19 protein-coding genes and 1 tRNA gene are annotated in these 16,981 nt (G+C 62.4%); 7 read left to right on the forward strand and 13 right to left on the reverse strand.

What is annotated here, in order from left to right; genetic code table 11:
• Positions 1 to 27 precede the first annotated feature (27 nt).
• Genes WG900_RS05090 through WG900_RS05105 form a run of 4 tightly spaced genes read left to right on the forward strand, consistent with a single transcriptional unit; the run spans position 28 to position 2,705 of the window.
• A complete protein-coding gene (locus WG900_RS05090) occupies positions 28 to 645 on the forward strand; it encodes a LemA family protein (protein ID WP_339965218.1) in 618 nt (205 codons plus the stop codon).
• A gap of 9 nt (positions 646 to 654) precedes the next feature.
• Positions 655 to 1,497, forward strand: a complete 843-nt coding sequence (locus tag WG900_RS05095; RefSeq protein WP_339965220.1) for a TPM domain-containing protein — start codon at positions 655 to 657, stop codon at positions 1,495 to 1,497.
• Between the two features lie 9 nt (positions 1,498 to 1,506).
• Positions 1,507 to 2,190: a TPM domain-containing protein gene (locus WG900_RS05100; RefSeq protein WP_339965222.1), complete on the forward strand. Its 684-nt coding sequence runs from the start codon at positions 1,507 to 1,509 to the stop codon at positions 2,188 to 2,190.
• Complete coding sequence (locus WG900_RS05105) at positions 2,190 to 2,705, forward strand: NUDIX hydrolase (protein ID WP_339965224.1); 516 nt, start codon at positions 2,190 to 2,192, stop codon at positions 2,703 to 2,705. Before WG900_RS05100 ends, WG900_RS05105 begins: the two co-directional genes overlap by 1 nt.
• 13 nt (positions 2,706 to 2,718) lie before the next feature.
• Here WG900_RS05105 and mmsB read toward each other — a convergent pair whose 3' ends face one another.
• The 9 genes from mmsB to WG900_RS05150 all read right to left on the reverse strand — a co-directional run bounded on the left by mmsB (position 2,719) and on the right by WG900_RS05150 (position 10,678).
• A complete protein-coding gene (gene mmsB, locus WG900_RS05110) occupies positions 2,719 to 3,588 on the reverse strand; it encodes a 3-hydroxyisobutyrate dehydrogenase (protein ID WP_339965226.1) in 870 nt (289 codons plus the stop codon).
• Between the two features lie 4 nt (positions 3,589 to 3,592).
• The gene (locus WG900_RS05115; RefSeq protein WP_339965228.1) at positions 3,593 to 4,375 is read right to left on the reverse strand and encodes an enoyl-CoA hydratase-related protein; all 783 of its coding nucleotides are present in this window, start codon (positions 4,373 to 4,375) and stop codon (positions 3,593 to 3,595) included.
• Positions 4,372 to 5,415 (reverse strand): enoyl-CoA hydratase/isomerase family protein, encoded by a 1,044-nt coding sequence (locus WG900_RS05120; RefSeq protein ID WP_339965333.1) that lies wholly within the window; start codon positions 5,413 to 5,415, stop codon positions 4,372 to 4,374. The genes WG900_RS05115 and WG900_RS05120 overlap by 4 nt, the downstream gene beginning before the upstream one ends.
• The gene (locus WG900_RS05125; protein WP_339965230.1) at positions 5,415 to 6,557 is read right to left on the reverse strand and encodes an acyl-CoA dehydrogenase family protein; all 1,143 of its coding nucleotides are present in this window, start codon (positions 6,555 to 6,557) and stop codon (positions 5,415 to 5,417) included. The genes WG900_RS05120 and WG900_RS05125 overlap by 1 nt, the downstream gene beginning before the upstream one ends.
• A 2-nt stretch (positions 6,558 to 6,559) precedes the next feature.
• Positions 6,560 to 7,981: an aldehyde dehydrogenase family protein gene (locus WG900_RS05130; protein WP_339965232.1), complete on the reverse strand. Its 1,422-nt coding sequence runs from the start codon at positions 7,979 to 7,981 to the stop codon at positions 6,560 to 6,562.
• Positions 7,982 to 8,085: 104 nt separating this feature from the next.
• Positions 8,086 to 9,066, reverse strand: a complete 981-nt coding sequence (locus WG900_RS05135) for an NAD(P)H-dependent flavin oxidoreductase (RefSeq protein ID WP_339965233.1) — start codon at positions 9,064 to 9,066, stop codon at positions 8,086 to 8,088.
• A gap of 78 nt (positions 9,067 to 9,144) precedes the next feature.
• Complete coding sequence (locus tag WG900_RS05140) at positions 9,145 to 10,101, reverse strand: bile acid:sodium symporter family protein (RefSeq protein WP_339965235.1); 957 nt, start codon at positions 10,099 to 10,101, stop codon at positions 9,145 to 9,147.
• Between the two features lie 86 nt (positions 10,102 to 10,187).
• Positions 10,188 to 10,264 (reverse strand) — tRNA-Arg (locus WG900_RS05145).
• 24 nt (positions 10,265 to 10,288) lie between these two features.
• Positions 10,289 to 10,678 carry a (deoxy)nucleoside triphosphate pyrophosphohydrolase gene (locus tag WG900_RS05150; RefSeq protein ID WP_339965237.1) on the reverse strand — a complete coding sequence of 130 codons (390 nt, stop codon included), beginning with the start codon at positions 10,676 to 10,678 and terminating at the stop codon, positions 10,289 to 10,291.
• Here WG900_RS05150 and WG900_RS05155 point away from each other — a divergent pair.
• The 3 genes from WG900_RS05155 (at position 10,677) to WG900_RS05165 (ending at position 11,652) form a co-directional block, all read left to right on the forward strand.
• Positions 10,677 to 10,997: a Flp family type IVb pilin gene (locus WG900_RS05155; protein ID WP_339965238.1), complete on the forward strand. Its 321-nt coding sequence runs from the start codon at positions 10,677 to 10,679 to the stop codon at positions 10,995 to 10,997. The two genes, WG900_RS05150 and WG900_RS05155, sit on opposite strands and share 2 nt — an antisense overlap.
• 106 nt (positions 10,998 to 11,103) lie before the next feature.
• Entirely contained in the window at positions 11,104 to 11,277 is a 174-nt protein-coding gene (locus tag WG900_RS05160) for a Flp family type IVb pilin (protein WP_310533846.1), read from the forward strand.
• A 201-nt stretch (positions 11,278 to 11,478) separates the two neighbouring features.
• Complete coding sequence (locus tag WG900_RS05165) at positions 11,479 to 11,652, forward strand: Flp family type IVb pilin (protein ID WP_339965241.1); 174 nt, start codon at positions 11,479 to 11,481, stop codon at positions 11,650 to 11,652.
• A gap of 70 nt (positions 11,653 to 11,722) precedes the next feature.
• Here WG900_RS05165 and WG900_RS05170 read toward each other — a convergent pair whose 3' ends face one another.
• From WG900_RS05170 to WG900_RS05185, 4 genes are all read right to left on the reverse strand, one after another.
• A complete protein-coding gene (locus tag WG900_RS05170; RefSeq protein ID WP_339965243.1) occupies positions 11,723 to 13,192 on the reverse strand; it encodes a M48 family metalloprotease in 1,470 nt (489 codons plus the stop codon).
• 90 nt (positions 13,193 to 13,282) lie between these two features.
• On the reverse strand, positions 13,283 to 14,230 hold the full coding sequence (locus tag WG900_RS05175) for an acetyl-CoA carboxylase carboxyltransferase subunit alpha (RefSeq protein ID WP_339965244.1): 948 nt from the start codon (positions 14,228 to 14,230) through the stop codon (positions 13,283 to 13,285).
• A gap of 9 nt (positions 14,231 to 14,239) precedes the next feature.
• Positions 14,240 to 15,130, reverse strand: coding sequence for a tyrosine recombinase (locus WG900_RS05180; protein WP_339965335.1), 891 nt, complete (start codon positions 15,128 to 15,130; stop codon positions 14,240 to 14,242).
• Positions 15,127 to 16,944 carry an NACHT domain-containing protein gene (locus WG900_RS05185; RefSeq protein WP_339965246.1) on the reverse strand — a complete coding sequence of 606 codons (1,818 nt, stop codon included), beginning with the start codon at positions 16,942 to 16,944 and terminating at the stop codon, positions 15,127 to 15,129. The genes WG900_RS05180 and WG900_RS05185 overlap by 4 nt, the downstream gene beginning before the upstream one ends.
• Positions 16,945 to 16,981 lie beyond the last annotated feature (37 nt).

Consider the following 16,981-nt stretch of genomic DNA (forward strand, 5'->3'; position numbering starts at 1 on the left):
GTGCCGCCATGAGAGGGAACTGATTCCATGCGCCATTCGCTCACCCGCCGCCTGACCCACGCCGCGATAGTCGGCGGCGCAGCGCTCAGCCTTGCCGGCTGCGGCATCAATTCGGTGCCCACGGCAGAGGAAAAGGCCAAGGCCAAGTGGGCCGACGTTCAGGCGGCTTTCCAGGAACGCGCCAACCTCGTCCCCAATCTTGCCGCCGTGGCAAAGGGGGCAGCTGACCAGGAAAAGGGCATCCTCGTTGGTGTCGTCGAGGCTCGCGCCAAGGCAACTTCCATCCAGCTGACCGGCGATGATCTCAGCGATCCGGCCAAGATGAAGCAATTCCAGGACGCGCAGAACCAGCTGTCAGGCTCGCTTGCCGGATTCGGGCGCCTGCTCGCCAATGTCGAAGCCTATCCCGAGCTCAAGAGCATCACCAATTACCAGATGCTGCAGAGCCAGCTTGAAGGGCAGGAAAACCGCATCCGCATCACGCTGCGTGACTACAACGGCGCGGTGCAGGAATATAACACCACGATCCGCACCTTCCCCGATGCCGTTGGCGCGAAGATTTTCTACGGCGCCAAGCCCATGGTCCCCTATCAGGCATCGACACCCGGCGCGGAAGTTGCCCCTAGCCTTGAAGGCAAGCTTTAGGAAATCGCCATGCTCGGCCAGACCGGGCGCCTGCCAACCCATCGCCTGACCAGGCTTGCTGCGCTGCTGCTGGCGGCGCTGTCAAGCCTGCTGGCGCTGCCGGCGCAAGCGCAGACGTTCCCTGAACTCACCGGCCGCGTAGTTGACGGCGCGAACATCATTCCGGACGATGTCGAAGCGCGACTGGTCCAGAAGCTCGACGGACTGGAGAAGCAGTCACAACGACAATTGGTGGTTGTGACTCTGCCGGATCTGCAGGGCTACGAGATTTCCGACTATGGCTATCAGCTCGGCCGCCATTGGGGCATCGGCGACAAGGAGCGCAATGACGGCGTGTTGCTGATCGTCGCACCGACGGAACGCAAGGTGCGGATCGAGGTCGGCTACGGTCTTGAACCGATCCTGACCGACGGCCTGTCATCGCTCATCATGCAGAACCAGATCGTTCCGGCTTTCAAGGCAGGCAATATGCCCGCCGGGATCGAAGCCGGTGCCGATGCGATCATCAAACAGCTTACCCTGCCTGCAGATGAGGCCGCCAAGGTCGCTCAGCAAGCGCAGGCCCAACCAAAGGCCGAAAAGTCCAACCCCTTGGCCGTCATATTCTTTATCTTCGTCTTTTTCATGCTCTTCATCCTGCCCGCTATCATCCGCTCGCGATCGGGCGGACGGCGCTATCGTGACGACAGCGGACTTGGCACGGTGGTCATGTGGTCGGTTCTGGAAGGCCTCGCACATGGCAGTTCAAGAGGCGGCGGCGGAGGTTTTTCTGGCGGGGGTTTTGGCGGCGGCGGCGGGTTCTCGGGCGGCGGCGGCAGCTTCGGCGGCGGCGGCTCCTCGGGCAGCTGGTAGGGGTACGACATGGCCAAGCAGATTCAGCTGACCGAAGCAGATCGGCACCGCGTAGCCGAAGCGGTGCGCGCGGCAGAGTCCGGCACGGCGGGCGAGATCGTGACCATCATTACCGACCGCTCAGACACCTACCATGACGTGGCGCTGGTCTGGTCGGCCGTGGCCGCGGTGCTGGCATTGGTGGCACTTGCCATCGCGCCCGACTTCTACCTGGGGCTATGGGACCGGTTTATCGGTGGCTGGACACTCGAATGGACGCCGCGCCAGTTGTTCGAACTGGCCGCCGTCGTCGCCGCGCTGAAGTTCGGCGCCACATGGCTGATCCTGTTGTGGAAGCCGCTGCGCCTGTGGCTCACCCCTCGCCCGATCCGTAACGCCCGCGTCCGCGCCCGCGCGGTCACCTGTTTCAAGGTCGGAGCCGAGCGGCGCACCCATGGTCGCACTGGCATCCTGATCTACTTGTCGATGGCGGAACACCGTGCGGAAATCGTCGCTGACGAAGCGATCACCGGTCAGGTCAACCCCGAGGTTTGGGGTCATGCCATGGCTTCGATGATCGCGGAAATTGCCAAAGGCAACACCGCTGATGGTCTGATCGCTGCCGCGCGGGAAGTCGGCGTCGTCCTCGCCGAACACTTTCCGCGCGCCGAGAACGACGTCAACGAACTGCCTGATCGGCTGATTGAGGTTTGATGACTGAAGAAACGATCGTCTGGCAGGGCAAGTTCATCACCGCGAAGGTGAATGGCAAGTGGGAATACGTCAGTCGCGCGCGGGGAATCCGGGCCGCTGTGATTCTCGCCATCGATGGCGGCCACGCCATCTTGGTCGAACAGTTCCGCGTGCCGCTAGACTGCAATTGCATCGAACTGCCCGCCGGCCTGATCGGCGACGGCGACGACGCTGACGAGGAAGACCTCACCGCCGCCGCGCGCGAACTGGAGGAGGAAACCGGCTACCGCGCCGGCCAGATGGAATCACTAGGCGAATTCTGGTCGTCGCCGGGCATGGTGACGGAAAGCTATTCGCTGATCCGGGCGCATGACCTCGTCAAGGTGAGTGAGGGCGGCGGGACCGAGAGTGAGAACATCACCGTCCATCGCGTCGCGCTTGACCGGCTAGAAGACTTCATTGCCGAGCGCCGCGCTCTGGGTGACGCGATCGACGGCAAGCTGCTTATGCTGATGGGGCCCAGACTTCTCGGTTAGCACGCCTGCTCGGCTAGAGCGTCTTGATGATCCCCGAGAAATCGACCCCGCCGTTTCCGGCATCGACCCACGCTTGGTAAAGCTCCTTGGCGCGCTTGCCCATTTCGGCGTCGACACCGGCGGTGCCGGCAGCTTCCATAGCCAGCGTCAGATCCTTGAGCATCAGCGCGGCGGCGAAACCGGGCTTGTAGTCATTGTCCGCCGGACTTTGCGGGCCTGCGCCCGGCACCGGGCAATAACTCGTCATCGACCAGCACTGGCCCGATGAGACCGAGGCGATGTCATAGAAGATCTGCGGATCGAGCCCGAGCTTCTGCGCCATGGCAAAGGCCTCGCAGGTGCCGATCATGTGGATGCCGAGCAACATGTTGTTGCAGATTTTTGCCGCCTGCCCCGCCCCGCTGGCGCCCGCGTGGATCACCGCCTTGCCCATCTTGGCGAGGATCGGCTCCGCACGCGCAAAACCTTCGTCGCTGCCGCCGACCATGAAGGTCAGTGTGCCCGCATTGGCCGCTGCGATGCCGCCGGAAACTGGGGCGTCGACCATTTCGTAGTCGGCGGAACTCGCAGCTTCGGCAACCTTCTTGGCAGTCGCGACATCGATGGTCGAGCAATCGAGCAGGATTGCCGACTTCGGCGCGACACCGATCAGGTCAGCCGTATAGACGGCGTCAACGATCTTCCCATTGGGCAGCATCGAAACGACAGCATCAACGCCTTCCACCGCCTCGCGCGCCGCCGTGAATGTCGTGCATCCATTCTCTCGCGCGTATTCCAGCGCCGCTGCCGACAAGTCGAAAGCGCGCACATCGTGCCCCGCCTTGACGAGATTCGCGGCCATGCCGCCGCCCATGTTGCCAAGGCCGATGAAAGCGATCTTCATGGGATCAGCGCCCCTGCCAGACGCCGGGACGCTTCTCGACGAAGGCGCTCATGCCCTCGGCCTTGTCAGCCGTGGCGACGGTGATCTGGAAGACGCGGCGTTCGTGCAGAAGGCCGTGCTCGAGCGTGGTCTCGAATGCGGCGTTGACGAGTTCCTTGTTGGCGATCGCGGCGAGCGGCGGCATAGCGGCGATCTCGGCCGCGGCCTTGAGCGCGGTATCGAGCAATTCCTCGTGCGGCACGACCCGGCTGACGAGGCCCGAACGCTCGGCTTCTGCGGCATCCATCATGCGGCCCGTCAGGCACATGTCCATCGCCTTGGCCTTGCCCACGGCCTTGGTCAGCCGCTGCGAGCCGCCCATGCCGGGTACGACGCCCAGCTTGATCTCCGGCTGGCCAAAGCGCGCCTTTTCCGAGGCAATGATAAAGTCCGCCATCATGGCGACTTCGCAGCCGCCGCCCAAAGCGAAGCCGTTCACCGCCGCGATCCACGGCTTGCGCACGGCGTGCACGATGTGGCTGGTCCACTTCGAGAAGAAGTCGTGCTTGTAGAAGTCAACCGCGTCCTTCTCGACCATTTCCTTGATGTCGGCGCCGGCGACGAAGGATTTGTCACCCGAACCGGTGAGCACGGCGCAGAGCTGCGACGGATCTGCCTCGAATTTGCCGAAGGCGTCGATCAGCTCGTCGAGCACCTGGCTGTTGAGCGCGTTCAGCGCCTGCGGGCGGTTGATCGTGATCAGCGTGACCGCGCCGCGCTGTTCCGTGAGGATGGTTTCATAGCTCATAGGGGTTTCCATTCCTGATCAGCGGGGAGCGGCGCGAAGATCGAAGCGATCAGGTCATTGCTGACCTCTTCGGGGGTGGCCGGGTCCCACTTGGGATCGTTGGTCTTCTCGACGATGAGCGCGCGCACGCCTTCGGCAAAATCGGGCCGGGTCAGCACGCGCGCGGCGATGCGATATTCCATCGCCATGTTTTCGGCGAAGTCGGCGCATTCCAGGCTGTCATGCAGCTGACGTAGCGCCACCTTGCAAGTCTGTGGGCTCTTGGTGCGCAGGGTGGCGAGTTCCTTCAGGGCCCAATCGCTGTCGTCGGCGGCAAGGCTGGCAAGGATGTCTTCGTAGCGGTCAGAAGCGAAATGCCGGGCTATCTGCGCGGCATGGGCCTCGATCCGCGCAGGCGGCGGTGTTACTGACAGAGCGGCGAGCACTTGCCCCGGTTCGTGGCCCTGCTCGATACGCGCCTTGGCTTCGGCCAGCGCGTCGGAAGGCAGGTAGTGGGTCGCAAGACCGGTCCACAGACACTCCGCCCCGTCGAGCCGCGTGCCAGTGAGCGCAAGGAACTGACCCATCCGCCCCGGCAGGCGCGAAAGGTGCCATCCGCCGCCAACGTCCGGGAACAGGCCTATGCCGGTTTCTGGCATGGCAAAGCGCGTATTTTCGGTCGCCACGCGGAACCGCGCAGGCTGCGAAATGCCGACGCCGCCGCCCATCGTGATGCCATCCATGAAGGCGATCACCGGCTTGAGGTACGTCATCAGCAGGTGGTTGAGCTGGTATTCCTCATAGAAGAACTGCAAGCCGGAAACGCCGCCATCGTTCAGCGCGGAATTGCGGAGCAGGTTGATGTCGCCGCCCGAACAGAAGCCCCTGCCCTCGCTGTGATCGATGATCACGGCGTGGACGGCGTCATCGCCGCGCCATGCAAGCAGCGCCTCGGTCATCGCGTGATCCATACCCTGCGTCAGGGCATGGATCGCCTTGGGCCGGTTGAGCGTGAGATAACCGGCGACGCCTTCGCGCCGGACGATCAGCTCGTCTGTGATCACTTCAGAAGGTCCCGCCCGATGATCATCCGCATCACCTCATTCGTCCCTTCGAGGATCCGGTGGACGCGCAGGTCGCGCCAAAAGCGCTCGATCGGATAGTCACGCAGGTAGCCATAGCCGCCGAACATCTGCAGCGCCTTGTCGACGATCTCGCTGCCGCTGTCGGAGGCGAGCTTCTTTGCCATGGCAGAGAAGCGGCTCTTGTCGGGTGATCCGGCAGTCACCTTGGTCGCCGCGAGGTAAAGCAGAGCGCGCGCCGCCTCTAGATCCGTCGCCATGTCAGCCAGCGTGAACTGCGTGTTCTGGAATTCGGCAATCGCCTTGCCGAACTGGCTGCGATCCTTGACGTACTGCACCGCCTCATCAAGGCAGCGCTGCGCCCCGCCGAGCGAGCAGGCACCAATGTTGATACGCCCACCATCAAGTCCCGCCATGGCGAACTTGAAGCCATCACCCTCTTCGCCGACGCGATTGGCAACCGGGACTTTCACGTTGTCAAACACAACCTGCGCGGTCGGCGAGGCGTTCCAGCCGAGCTTCTTTTCCGGCGCGCCAAACGAAAGCCCCGGCGTGTCTTTGTCCACCACAAGACATGAAATTCCCTTTGGACCATCACCCCCGGTGCGGACCATCACCACATAGACGTCGTTGACACCGCCGCCCGATATGAACTGCTTGGTGCCATTGATGACATAGTGATCGCCGTCGAGCCGCGCGGTCGTCTTTAGCGCCGCCGCGTCCGATCCCGAGCCGGGTTCGGTCAGGCAGTAAGATGCGATCTTCTCCATCGAGACCATTTCAGGCAGGTAACGCGCCTTCAGCTCGTCGCCGCCGAAGGTGTCGATCATCCACGCCGCCATGTTGTGGATCGAGATGTAGGCGCTGGTCGCCGGGCAGCCATAGGCCATGGCTTCCATGATCAGTGCCGCCTCAAGCCGGCCAAGCCCGATGCCGCCCATTTCCTCGGACACATAGATCGCGCCGAAGCCCAGTTCGCCGGCGGCCTTCCACACGTCGATCGGGTAGTGGTGCTCTTCGTCCCACTTCGCCGCAAAAGGCGTAATGCGATCAGCGGTGAATTTGCGCGCCATATCCTGAATGGCGAGCTGGTCTTCGTTGAGGTCAAATTGTCCGGTCATGGTCAGCCGATCAACTCGATGATATCTTTGCCGAACAGCACTTCATCGCTCGGCAACTCCTTGGTCTTGGCCAGCGGCTTCGACACCCAGGTTACGTTGACCAGATCGGCCCAGGTGATGTTGTTGTTCGTCGCGTTGCCGCCCCACGAACCGCAGCCCAAGCTGAAAGTCTGGCGCATGCCGTTCCACAGGTTGCCCGAGTTCGAGGCCGACTGCGGCTGGTTGACCATGACGCGGCTGGTCTTTGTGCCCATGGCCAGCTTGAGGATGTTATCGTCCGAGCGCGAATAGATGCCGCACGAGTGGCCCTGGCCCTGATAGGCCTGAATCTCGTTTGTCAGCGCGATGGCCTCGTCGATGTCCTTGGCGCGGTACAGCGCCATGGTGACAGTCATCTTCTCGCCCGAGAACGGGTAGTCCGCACCGGCGCCGGTTTCCGGAACGATGAAGAATATCTTGCCTTCCGGCAGGCCGAAACCGGCCATTCCGGCGATCTTTTCCGCCGGCTGGGCCACGGCATTGGCATTGATCAGGCCGTTGTTCCAGATCACGCCCTGCAGCTTGGCCTTCTCGTCCTCGTTGACGACATAACCGCCCTGATGGACCAGCTTTTCAAGCATCTCGTCATAGATCGCATCGAGCAGGATCACGGCATTGTCGGACGAGCACGAGGCCGCAAGGTCGAGCGTCTTGGAAATGCGGATCTTCTCAGCTGCGTCATCCAGATCGGCGGTTTCATCGACCGTGATCACGGCATTGCCAACGCCGACGCCGAGCGCCGGGGTGCCCGACGAATAGGCTGCCTTGACCATCGGCGTGCCGCCGGTGGCAAGGATGCGGTCGCACTGTCGCATCACTTCGTTGGTCCTTTCGACCGAGGGCGTTTCGATCGGGATCACCAGATCGGCAGGGGCGCCCATCTTGACCAGCGCATCGCGCATCAGGTCGCAGATGATCTTGTTGGTGATCTTCGCGCGCGGGTGCGGGCAAATGATGATCGAGTTGCGGCCCTTCACCGCCGAGATCGCCTTGATCACCGGAGTCGCCTCAGGATTGGTCGAAGGCGACAACGCGCCGATCACGCCGATCGGCTTGACGATCTTGATCAGGTTACGGACCGGATCTTCCTCGATCACGCCAACCGACTTATCGTCGATGATGTCCATCAGCGTGGCACGGGTCTTGCGGAAGATCTTGAGGTACTTGCCGTCGTAATTGCCCAGCTGCGTCTCATCGACAGTATGCTGCGCGATCATTTCGGCGGTCGATTCCTTGGCCACGGCCCAAACCATGCCCCTGATCCAGCGATCGACCTGCTCCTGCGTGGCATCGGCGATCTGCTCTTGCGCAGCGCGGCTGCGGGCGATGAGATCAGCGATTTCCTTCGCTTCGGGCGTATCGGCGATCTGGGGGGCAAGTGCCATTGGTCGAATCCTCAGGTTGTCATTTGGGCACGCGCACGTGCGATTTAATCGATCGATTAAGCTACTGCCGATTCTGTCCGGCATTGGCAAGATTTTTCCGCCGGTCAGGCGAGCATCGAACCCAGGCGCTGGCGAACAATCGCCTCTGCATCACCGATGATCCGGTCAATCAGGTCCTGACAGGTCGGTATATCATGGATCAGCGCCTGGATCATGCCTGCCCAGAAGATCCCGCCCTCGGTATCGCCCGACTTGAGCATTTCCGCGCCCTTCCGGCCGGCAACCATTTCGCGGACATCCTCAAACTTGGCGTCGGGCTTCTTGAGGCGCTGCACGACCTCGTCAGACACGCCGTTCTTCCCGACGCGCGCGGTGTTATGGAGCGAACGGAAGATCAGGTTCGTGCCCCGCTCGTCATTCTCTACGTACTTCTGCTTGATGTTGGGATGGATCGGCGCTTCCTGCGTGGCGCAGAACCGCGTGCCCATGTTGATGCCGTCGGCGCCCAGCGCCAGTGCCGCAACCAGACCGCGGCCGTCGCCGATGCCGCCGCTGGCGAGCATGGGGATCTTCACCTTGTCGGCGGCTGCCGGGATCAGGATCAGGCCCGGAATGTCATCCTCGCCCGGATGGCCGGCGCATTCGAAGCCATCGATCGAGATGATGTCGCAGCCGTTGCGCTCGGCCGAGAGCGCGTGGCGCACTGCCGTGCATTTGTGCAGGATGGTGATGCCGTGCGGCTTCATCATCGCCCACAGCTCGCGCACTTCGGCGGTGCCGGCAGTCTCGACGATCTTGATTCCGGCATCGATAACCGCCTGGGCATAGGACTTGTAGTCAGGCGGCGTGATTGACGGCAATACGGTGATGTTCACGCCGAATGGCTTCGAAGTCATCGACCGGCAACGCTCGATCTCGTCGCGCAATGCTTCGGCGCTGGGCTGCGTGAGCGCAGTGATGATGCCGAGTCCGCCGGCGTTGGAAACCGCGCTGGCCAGCTCCGCATAGCCGACGTGCATCATGCCGCCCTGGACGATCGGGTGCTCTATACCGAGCATTTCGGTGACGCGGGTCTTGAACGGCATGGGAGCTCCCCTGAAGAGTGATTTCCCCGCCGATACGCCCAGGCGCGGGCAAATCCAATCGCCCCGCCGAAATCGGTCTTACCTGCGCGCGCAATATCGCCGCGCCAGAACGGCGCAAACGACCAGCTGGATCTGGTGGTAAAGCAGCAGCGGAATGAGGATGAGGCCAAGCGCCGGCGATGCGCCGAAGATCACCTTGCCGATCGGCGCTCCGTTGGCGAGGCTCTTTTTTGAGCCGCAGAACACGGCGGCGATCTCGTCCTCAGTGCTGAGCCCCATGGCGCGGCTTGCCAGGGTCGTCACGATCAGCGCGACTGCGAGCAAAGCCGAACACAGGACGGTCATAAACAATATCGCCAGTGCATGATCACGGCCCCACAGCCCAGCAAGCGCCGCGTCACAGAACGCGACGTAGACGATGAGCACGATGACCGCGCGGTCTGCCTTGCCGACGATAGCCTTATGCCGGTCAAGCGCGGACCCGATGAATCCCCGGCACAGTTGACCAAGAACAAAGGGCAGCAGCAGCCTGGCAAAAATGCCGCCAATCTGCGAGGCAACGGGCGTAACCTGCGCCCCGCCCGCCACCACCAGTGCCAGCAGCAGCGGCGTGAGCACCATGCCCAGCAGGCCCGACAGCGTGGCATTGAAGATCGCCGCCGCAACATTGCCCCGCGCCAGCGCGGTCATCGCGACTGAGGACGAGATGGTCGACGACGTCACGCAGAGGAAAAAGAAGCCGAGTCGCAGCTCTGGACCCAAGACGCCTTCCAGCGCGTGCCACACTCCGAGGCCGATCAGCGGAAACAGGGCGAAGGTGCAGGCCTGCACCAGCGCATGAAGCCGCCAGTTCGTCGCCGCGCTTCGCATTGATGCAGGTGAAACCGCCGCGCCGTGCAGAAAGAAGACCAGCGCCACGCCAAGATTGGTGACCATGCCCATCGCCAATTGGCCGTCTGAAGCACCGATGGTGGGCGCGGCAAAGGCCAGCGCCACAGCGGCGGCAATCGCGATCAGGAATCCGTCAGGCTTCATGACGCTCCTCATGGCAAGCCGGGCAATGCGCGGCTCATATGCAAAATATGCAAAAGGCCACCCTGACGGATGGCCCTTTGGGAAAATGGTGCGCCCGGAACGATTCGAACGTCCGACCCTCAGATTCGTAGTCTGATGCTCTATCCAGCTGAGCTACGGGCGCGTTGGAGTGGCGCACATAGGCAGGTCATCCGGTCTTGGCAATGCTCTTTTTTGCTTCTTTCGCCATGAATTCGAGCAATTGGTGCGCAAGTGGATAATCGAGCGGCGGCATCGCCAGTCGGGCGAGCGCATCTGCCGCGATCCAGGCGATTTCCTCCCCGTCGAGGCACTGCGGCTGGCCGCTCCAGGCGCGGCAAGCAAACAGGGTGATTGCCACCGGTGATTGCTCACCAACGGGCAGATGAGCGCCATCGGCGTAACCCGCCTGACAGAGATCTGCGGGTGTGATGCCGATTCCAAGCTCCTCCGCAATCTCCCGCACCAACGCCCCGGCAATGGTTTCCCCCGCCTCTACTTTGCCGCCCGGGAATTCCCATAGGCCGCCATGCATTGATGATTCACGCCGCCGCTGCATGAGCACGAAGCCGCGATCATCTATCAATGCCAAAGCCACCACAGGCACCGCTGTCGGAAATTTTTCCAATCTCACGCCTCTTCGTAACCCTATTTTAACCGGTCACCCAGCAAATGGGTTCATCGCTGAACTGGACGGCAAGTTAAACATGCAGATCAAGTCCATTCTTTGTCGCATCATGGCTGACACCCGGGGAGCAACCGCCATTGAATATGGCCTGCTCGTTGGAATGATTGCCATGGCCGCGGTTCTGGGAATGGACGGGTTTGCAAGTGAAGTCGAAAAAATGTGGCACAAGGTAGAAACCGGGCTTCAGTAATTCGACTTAACCTTTCTTCAATACCTGCCTTCTAATTCAGTGATTGCGCTCTACCGGTGGGACGGGACGAGCTGGGTTAAACAAGACTGCTACTGGAGACCAAATCATGAAGTTCATCAACAACCTGTTCCGTGACGAAGCTGGTGCAACCGCTATCGAATACGGCCTCATCGCTGCTCTCATCGCCGTCGCCATCATGTCGACGATCGGTGGCCTCGGCACCGAACTGAACAAGACCTTCTCGAAGACTTCTTCGGCAATGAGCTCGACCAACGCCTAATAGCGGGTCAAGTTCGACAAGATTTGGGGCGGCAGGTTTACCTGCCGCCCCTTTTCTTTGTCTGTCGCCAAGTTGTTTAATATGAACTTTCGTTAGGGAAATCTCTTTAGTCCGCTTTTAACCTTATGAGCGAAAACGGCATGGACTCTTCCGGGGAGCGGAAAGAGCAAAGTCCCACCCTCCGAACCATGGAGACCGCATATGTCGTTCGTCACAAAGATCCTTCGCGATGAAACCGGCGCTACTGCCATCGAATACGGCCTGATCGCCGCTCTGATTGCTGTTGCGATCATGACCACGATTGGCGGTCTCGGCACCGAGCTCGACAAGACCTTCTCGAAGACTTCTTCGGCAATGTCTTCGACCAACGCCTGATAAACAGCCCTGAAAAACAGGGGTTGCAATGGAAGGGGAGCGGTGCAATCCGCGCCCCTTTTTTGCGTTATCAGTATACGACCAGCTTGATCTTCTGGCCGGGGGTCAGCTTCGATGTCGAGGTCAACCCGTTGAGCACCAGGAACCGGTCGAGCTTGTAATCGGTGTAGGCCATCCTGGCGGAAAGCGACTGCACAGTGTCGCCGGAACGCACGGTCACCACCGAGAGCCGGCGCGGCTTGATTGCTGCGGCATCGGTTGCCGAAATCCGCCGCATCGATGCGAACATCGGATCGAACGACTGCGCCGCACCGGCCTTGGCCAGTGTGACGAAATGGAACGCTTGCGAATTTGAAAGTTCATAGGCGAAGACCACGGCATCAACCTGGCCGCTCGACGAGTTCACCCGCGCAGCGCCGTAAGCCGCCGGAATGCCATTCACGGTCGTGCGCTGGACGGTGCGCGGATCAATTGTCTGCCCCTGCCCTGCGAGTCCGCTGAATACCGAGCGGACGTAGTTGTCGAGATTGCCGCCATAGGCCGCGCTGGTCAGTTCCGCCTGGCCCGACTGTCCGGTGATCGCAACGGCGCGCGTGCCGTTGGTCATGTAAAAGCCCTGGGGTGCGTCAAAGCTGAAGCGGAAATCGGGGTGCGTGAAGCGCCGACCTTCGATGATCCCCTGTTTCGGATCGTCATCCATCATCATGCCATTGACACCGGCGAGGAAACGATCGCGGTTGGTCTTGCCGGTGGCCGACCCGGCCCTTGCCAGTGCCGCCTTGATACGCGGGGCATCGGACGGGTGAGTCAACGCCCATTCCGGCACCTTCGTCGCCGCGCGGCCCTGAATGCGCGCTTCAAGCGCATTTTCGTTGGCCAGCGCCTGCAGCACCGTACCCATGGCGCGCGGATCGTAACCGCCGCGCTTGAGGTATTCGACGCCGAGATTGTCCGCCTCGGTTTCCTGGCTGCGTGAATACTTGAGCGTCAGAAGCTGCGAGCCCTGCAACAGGCCCTTCTGCACCACGCCGCCAATGGCATTGTTCCCCAGCACTGCTCCAGCAAGCACAGACCCCAGCACGCCGATAACGGTATTACGCGTCGCCGCGCTCTGCCGTTTGTTCGAGTGACGGGCGACGACGTGGCCGACTTCATGGCTCAGCACGCCGGCGAGTTCGGCCTCGTTATTCATCAGCCCGACCAGATCGCGGGTAACGTAGATATAGCCGCCCGGAATGGCGAAGGCGTTGTTCACCGGTGAATTGAGCAGGGTCACGGTAAAGTCAGACCGCGCATTGCTGAGACCGGAGTAGATCGCGACGTCCTTGCCGATGCCTTCTACATAGGCAGCCTGCGGACCGCTTACCGCGCCGCCGAATTCCTCAAGCAGTTGCGGATGCGCCTTGGCCCCCTGTTCCTTGTCAGACTGGCTGATCGATTGGGCGTTCTGGGCGCTGGCCACAGTTGGCAGAAGGGCGAGCGCGCCGGCGCTGGCCATGAGAACAAGCGTTTCGCGGCCAGTCATCTTTTGGACGGTCATGGGGTATCTCCTCTGCGAGTCGGCGAAACGCCGCAACTTTTCAAAAGTTGCAGCCCCAAGCCTGCCGGGACGCGCAAAAGCGAACCCGGTTCAGGAACGACCAATACGCAGAAATCGCTCTTCGCGCAGCCTGATCCGGTCGTTGCCCGGAATTTTTGCAAGTGTATCAAGTTCCTCGCCGATCACTCCGGCAAGCCGCTGGGCGGTAAGCGCGGGGTCGCGGTGGGCGCCGCCGACAGGCTCGGGAACGATCCGGTCAATCACGCCAAGCCGTTCGAGGTGCTGGGCAGTTACCTTCATTGCTTCGGCCGCGTCGGGCGCCTTTTCGGGCGTGCGCCACAGGATCGAACTCGCGCCCTCGGGCGAAATCACCGAGTAGACCGAGTGTTCGAGCATCAGTACGCGTTCGGCAGAGGCCAGCGCCACAGCGCCGCCTGAACCGCCCTCGCCCACGATCACCGAGACCATCGGCACCGGCAGCGACAGGCAGGCTTCGGTCGAACGGGCAATGGCCTCGGCCTGCCCGCGCTCTTCGGCCTCGACACCCGGGAATGCGCCCGAAGTATCAACCAGCGTCACGACCGGCAGGCCGAACCGTCCGGCCAACTCCATCAGGCGAATCGCCTTGCGATAGCCCTCGGGCTTGCCCATGCCGAAGTTGTGGCGGATGCGGGTAGCCGTATCGTGGCCCTTTTCATGGCCAATCAGCATGACGCGGCGACCATCGAGCCGGGCAAACCCGCCAAGGATAGCCTCATCCTCGCCAAAATAGCGATCTCCCCCCAGCGGCATGAATTCGGTGAAAGCAAGACGCACGTAATCGACAAAGTGCGGCCGCATGGGATGACGGGCGACCTGCGTTTTCTGCCAAGGGGTCAGCGCGCCATAAGTGCTCGATAGCAGGGCAGCGCTTTTCTTCTCGAGCCGGGCGATCTCGCTGGCCAGGTCGACGTCACCATCGGCGGCCAATGTGCGCAGTTCAGCGATGCGGGCTTCAAGCGCGGCGAGCGGTTTTTCGAATTCGAGGTAAGAGACCATGGCTCGCCTCTAATCGCGGCTGCGATGCGCGGCAAGGGGATGACGCCCATTGACCAGTGCAACAAGTCGCGCGGCGTCAACATGCGTGTAGATTTGCGTTGTCGAAATGTCGGCGTGACCCAGCAATGTCTGAAGCACGCGCAGATCGGCCCCGCCCTCAAGCAGGTGCGTGGCAAAGGCATGGCGCAAGACGTGCGGAGAGACCTTCTCGGGCGCGAGACCTGCCCGCAAGGCCAGATCCTTGAGCATCTGGAACAGCCGAACCCGCGTGAGATGGCCCGATTTGCCGCGCGACGGAAACAGGTGCTTGCCGCCGTCGACACTCAAGTCGAGCCAACGGGACAGGGCCTGCTTGGCCCGGGTGCTGACCGGAACGAGCCGCTGCTGGCCGCCCTTGCCGGTAATATGCAGGAACGGCGCATCGCGGGGCACGGCATTCAGCGGCAAAGATACTAATTCGGTGGCGCGCAGTCCTGATCCGTAGAGCAGTTCGAGCAGTGCCAGCATCCGCACGGCCTCGGGCTTGTCTGATTCGGCCTCAACTTCGGCGAGCGCGAACAGGGCATCGACATCGCCGTGGCCCAGAAGCTTCGGCAAGGGCCGCCGTGTCCGGGGCCGGGGAAGCGCTGGTGAAGGATCGTCCTCACGCAGGCCCTCGTCCTGAAGAAAGGCGTAGAACTGGCGAAGCGCAGAACATTTGCGCGCGAGGCTGGACGGGGCCAGCGCGCTCCACGCGGCGCCCAGTTTGCCAAGAGCTTCGGGGCTGGCAGCAGCGATGTCTCCGACGATTTCCTCCGCCCCTTCAAGGTCGCGGCGATAAGCGGCAATCGTGTTCACCGCAGCGCCGCGTTCGGCGGCGAGCATGGCGAGGAAGGATGCGACCGGATCGGACGTGATCAGGCCCTCGCCACGGCTTCGGCAGCGATCATCCGGGCCTCTGCACGAAGGCCAACCCGGTCAAGCGCGGCGACGATGTGATAGAGATGGCGCGAGGTCATCTTGCTCCACGTCGGCCCCTGCATGCCGACCCCTGCGAGGAAGGCGACCAATCCCGGATTGTTGACGGCGGCCGCCTGTTCAATCGCCTGCGCCCAGCGGCTGTCAGCGGCAAGCGAGAAGCCCATGTCGCTGGCGAGATCGTTGCCGGTTTGTTGCGAAATGCGCCGCAATCCGGCCAGTCCGGCGACCAACATCCGGGTTTTCGCCTGCTCCTCACTCTCATCAGCGTCACGGAACGTATCGATCTGATCGCGCGACACCTCGGCCGTTCGGTTAGCTTGAGCGAGCGCGAGCAAGGCCCAGCCCTCGCTGCCATTGGGAACGACTGCGCCCCATTTGACCGCGTTTTCATCAAGCCCGGCGGATAGCATCGATGCGATCAGGCCGGGTGATTCCTCGATAAACTCGCTCGAAACCGGCAGGCGGGCGGCGGCATAGGCGGTAAGGACCTGCCGCGAATAGAACTGCAGCGGCGTAGAGCGATCACCCCACAGCGCCGTAATCGCCGCGACCTTTTCCTTGTCGGACGCCGCGAGATAGGCCGCCTGCAACTGTCCCGCCCGGCTTGCCCAGTCGCCCGAGCCACCAAGCGCGAAGACCTGGCTGTAAAGGTCGACCATTGCCGCGCTCGACAGCACGCCCTGCCCTGCGGCAAAATCGGCAGCCGAGGCGCGCAGTTCGAGCGGCGCAAAAGGCGAACTCGCCGGATTGGCGCGCAGCGAGGCAGGCGAAGAGGCGGTCAGGCTTGCCGGCGGCTCTAGCCCCACGGCGAGCGCGAGGTTGTAGCGCAGCGGAGTCATCCCCTCGACGCCGTCCCATTCGATCTTAACCGCGCGCTGACCGCGGTTGGCGGCGCCGGCGTATTTCTGAGCGAGGAGCACGTCGATCCGCTCCACACCGCTACCGGGCGTCAGGCGATCGAGCACGGTCATCGCGCGACTGCCTTCGCCCGAATAGGCGCTGCAGATCGCCTGGAAAACCTTCCACTGGTTGTCCTTGCGCACGCCGCCCTGAAAGGTGACGACCGGGCAGGCACCCGTAAAATCGCCGGTCTGGACATAGGCATCAAGTGCCGCCTGACTGAGCGCCGGAGAATAATTCGCCGCGTCAATATCCTGAACCAATTCACGCGCCGCCGCGCCCTCACCCATGCGCACCAGCAACGCGGCTCGCAGAGCGGCGAACTCAGCGGGCGCCATGCCGGCGGGCGCATCAAGCCGCGAGGCCAGCGCGCGGCGGAGCAGAATGTGGCCCCAGCGCGAAACCAGTTGGCCGTTGTTGCCCGCGAGGGCCGCACGCACCAGCGAGGCGTTCTGCCCGGCAAAGGTCCACGAAGGCAGGCCGCCCTCACTTTCATCCAGAACACCTAGCCGCTTCATTTCACGGCGTGCGCCGGCGGGAACGTCGAACTTCGGTTTGTTGCCAAGCAGCGTGGCAAGCTCTTCCGGCGACATCTTTTCGATGCGGTCGAGCGAAGGAATGTTGGCAGGAAGCGTTACACTACCACCCGAAGGCGCCGAACGCCCCGGGATCGCCTGTACAACCGGCGAGGAGATCGTCGTCGGCCCGCCGGAATTGGCCGGTGCCTGCGGCGCGGCTTTGGGCTGCGGCTTGTCAAAACCGGGCGGGAGCAGCGATTCGGGGCCTTGCTGCGCAATGGCGATCGCCGAAGTGACGAGCAGCGAGGCTGCAAGCGCGATACGGGCCTGTTTCACTTGGGTTGCTCCGGAACCGTGACGTCCTGCGACATCG

This window comes from Novosphingobium aquae (assembly GCF_037572715.1).
Taxonomy (GTDB): Bacteria; Pseudomonadota; Alphaproteobacteria; order Sphingomonadales; family Sphingomonadaceae; genus Novosphingobium; species Novosphingobium aquae.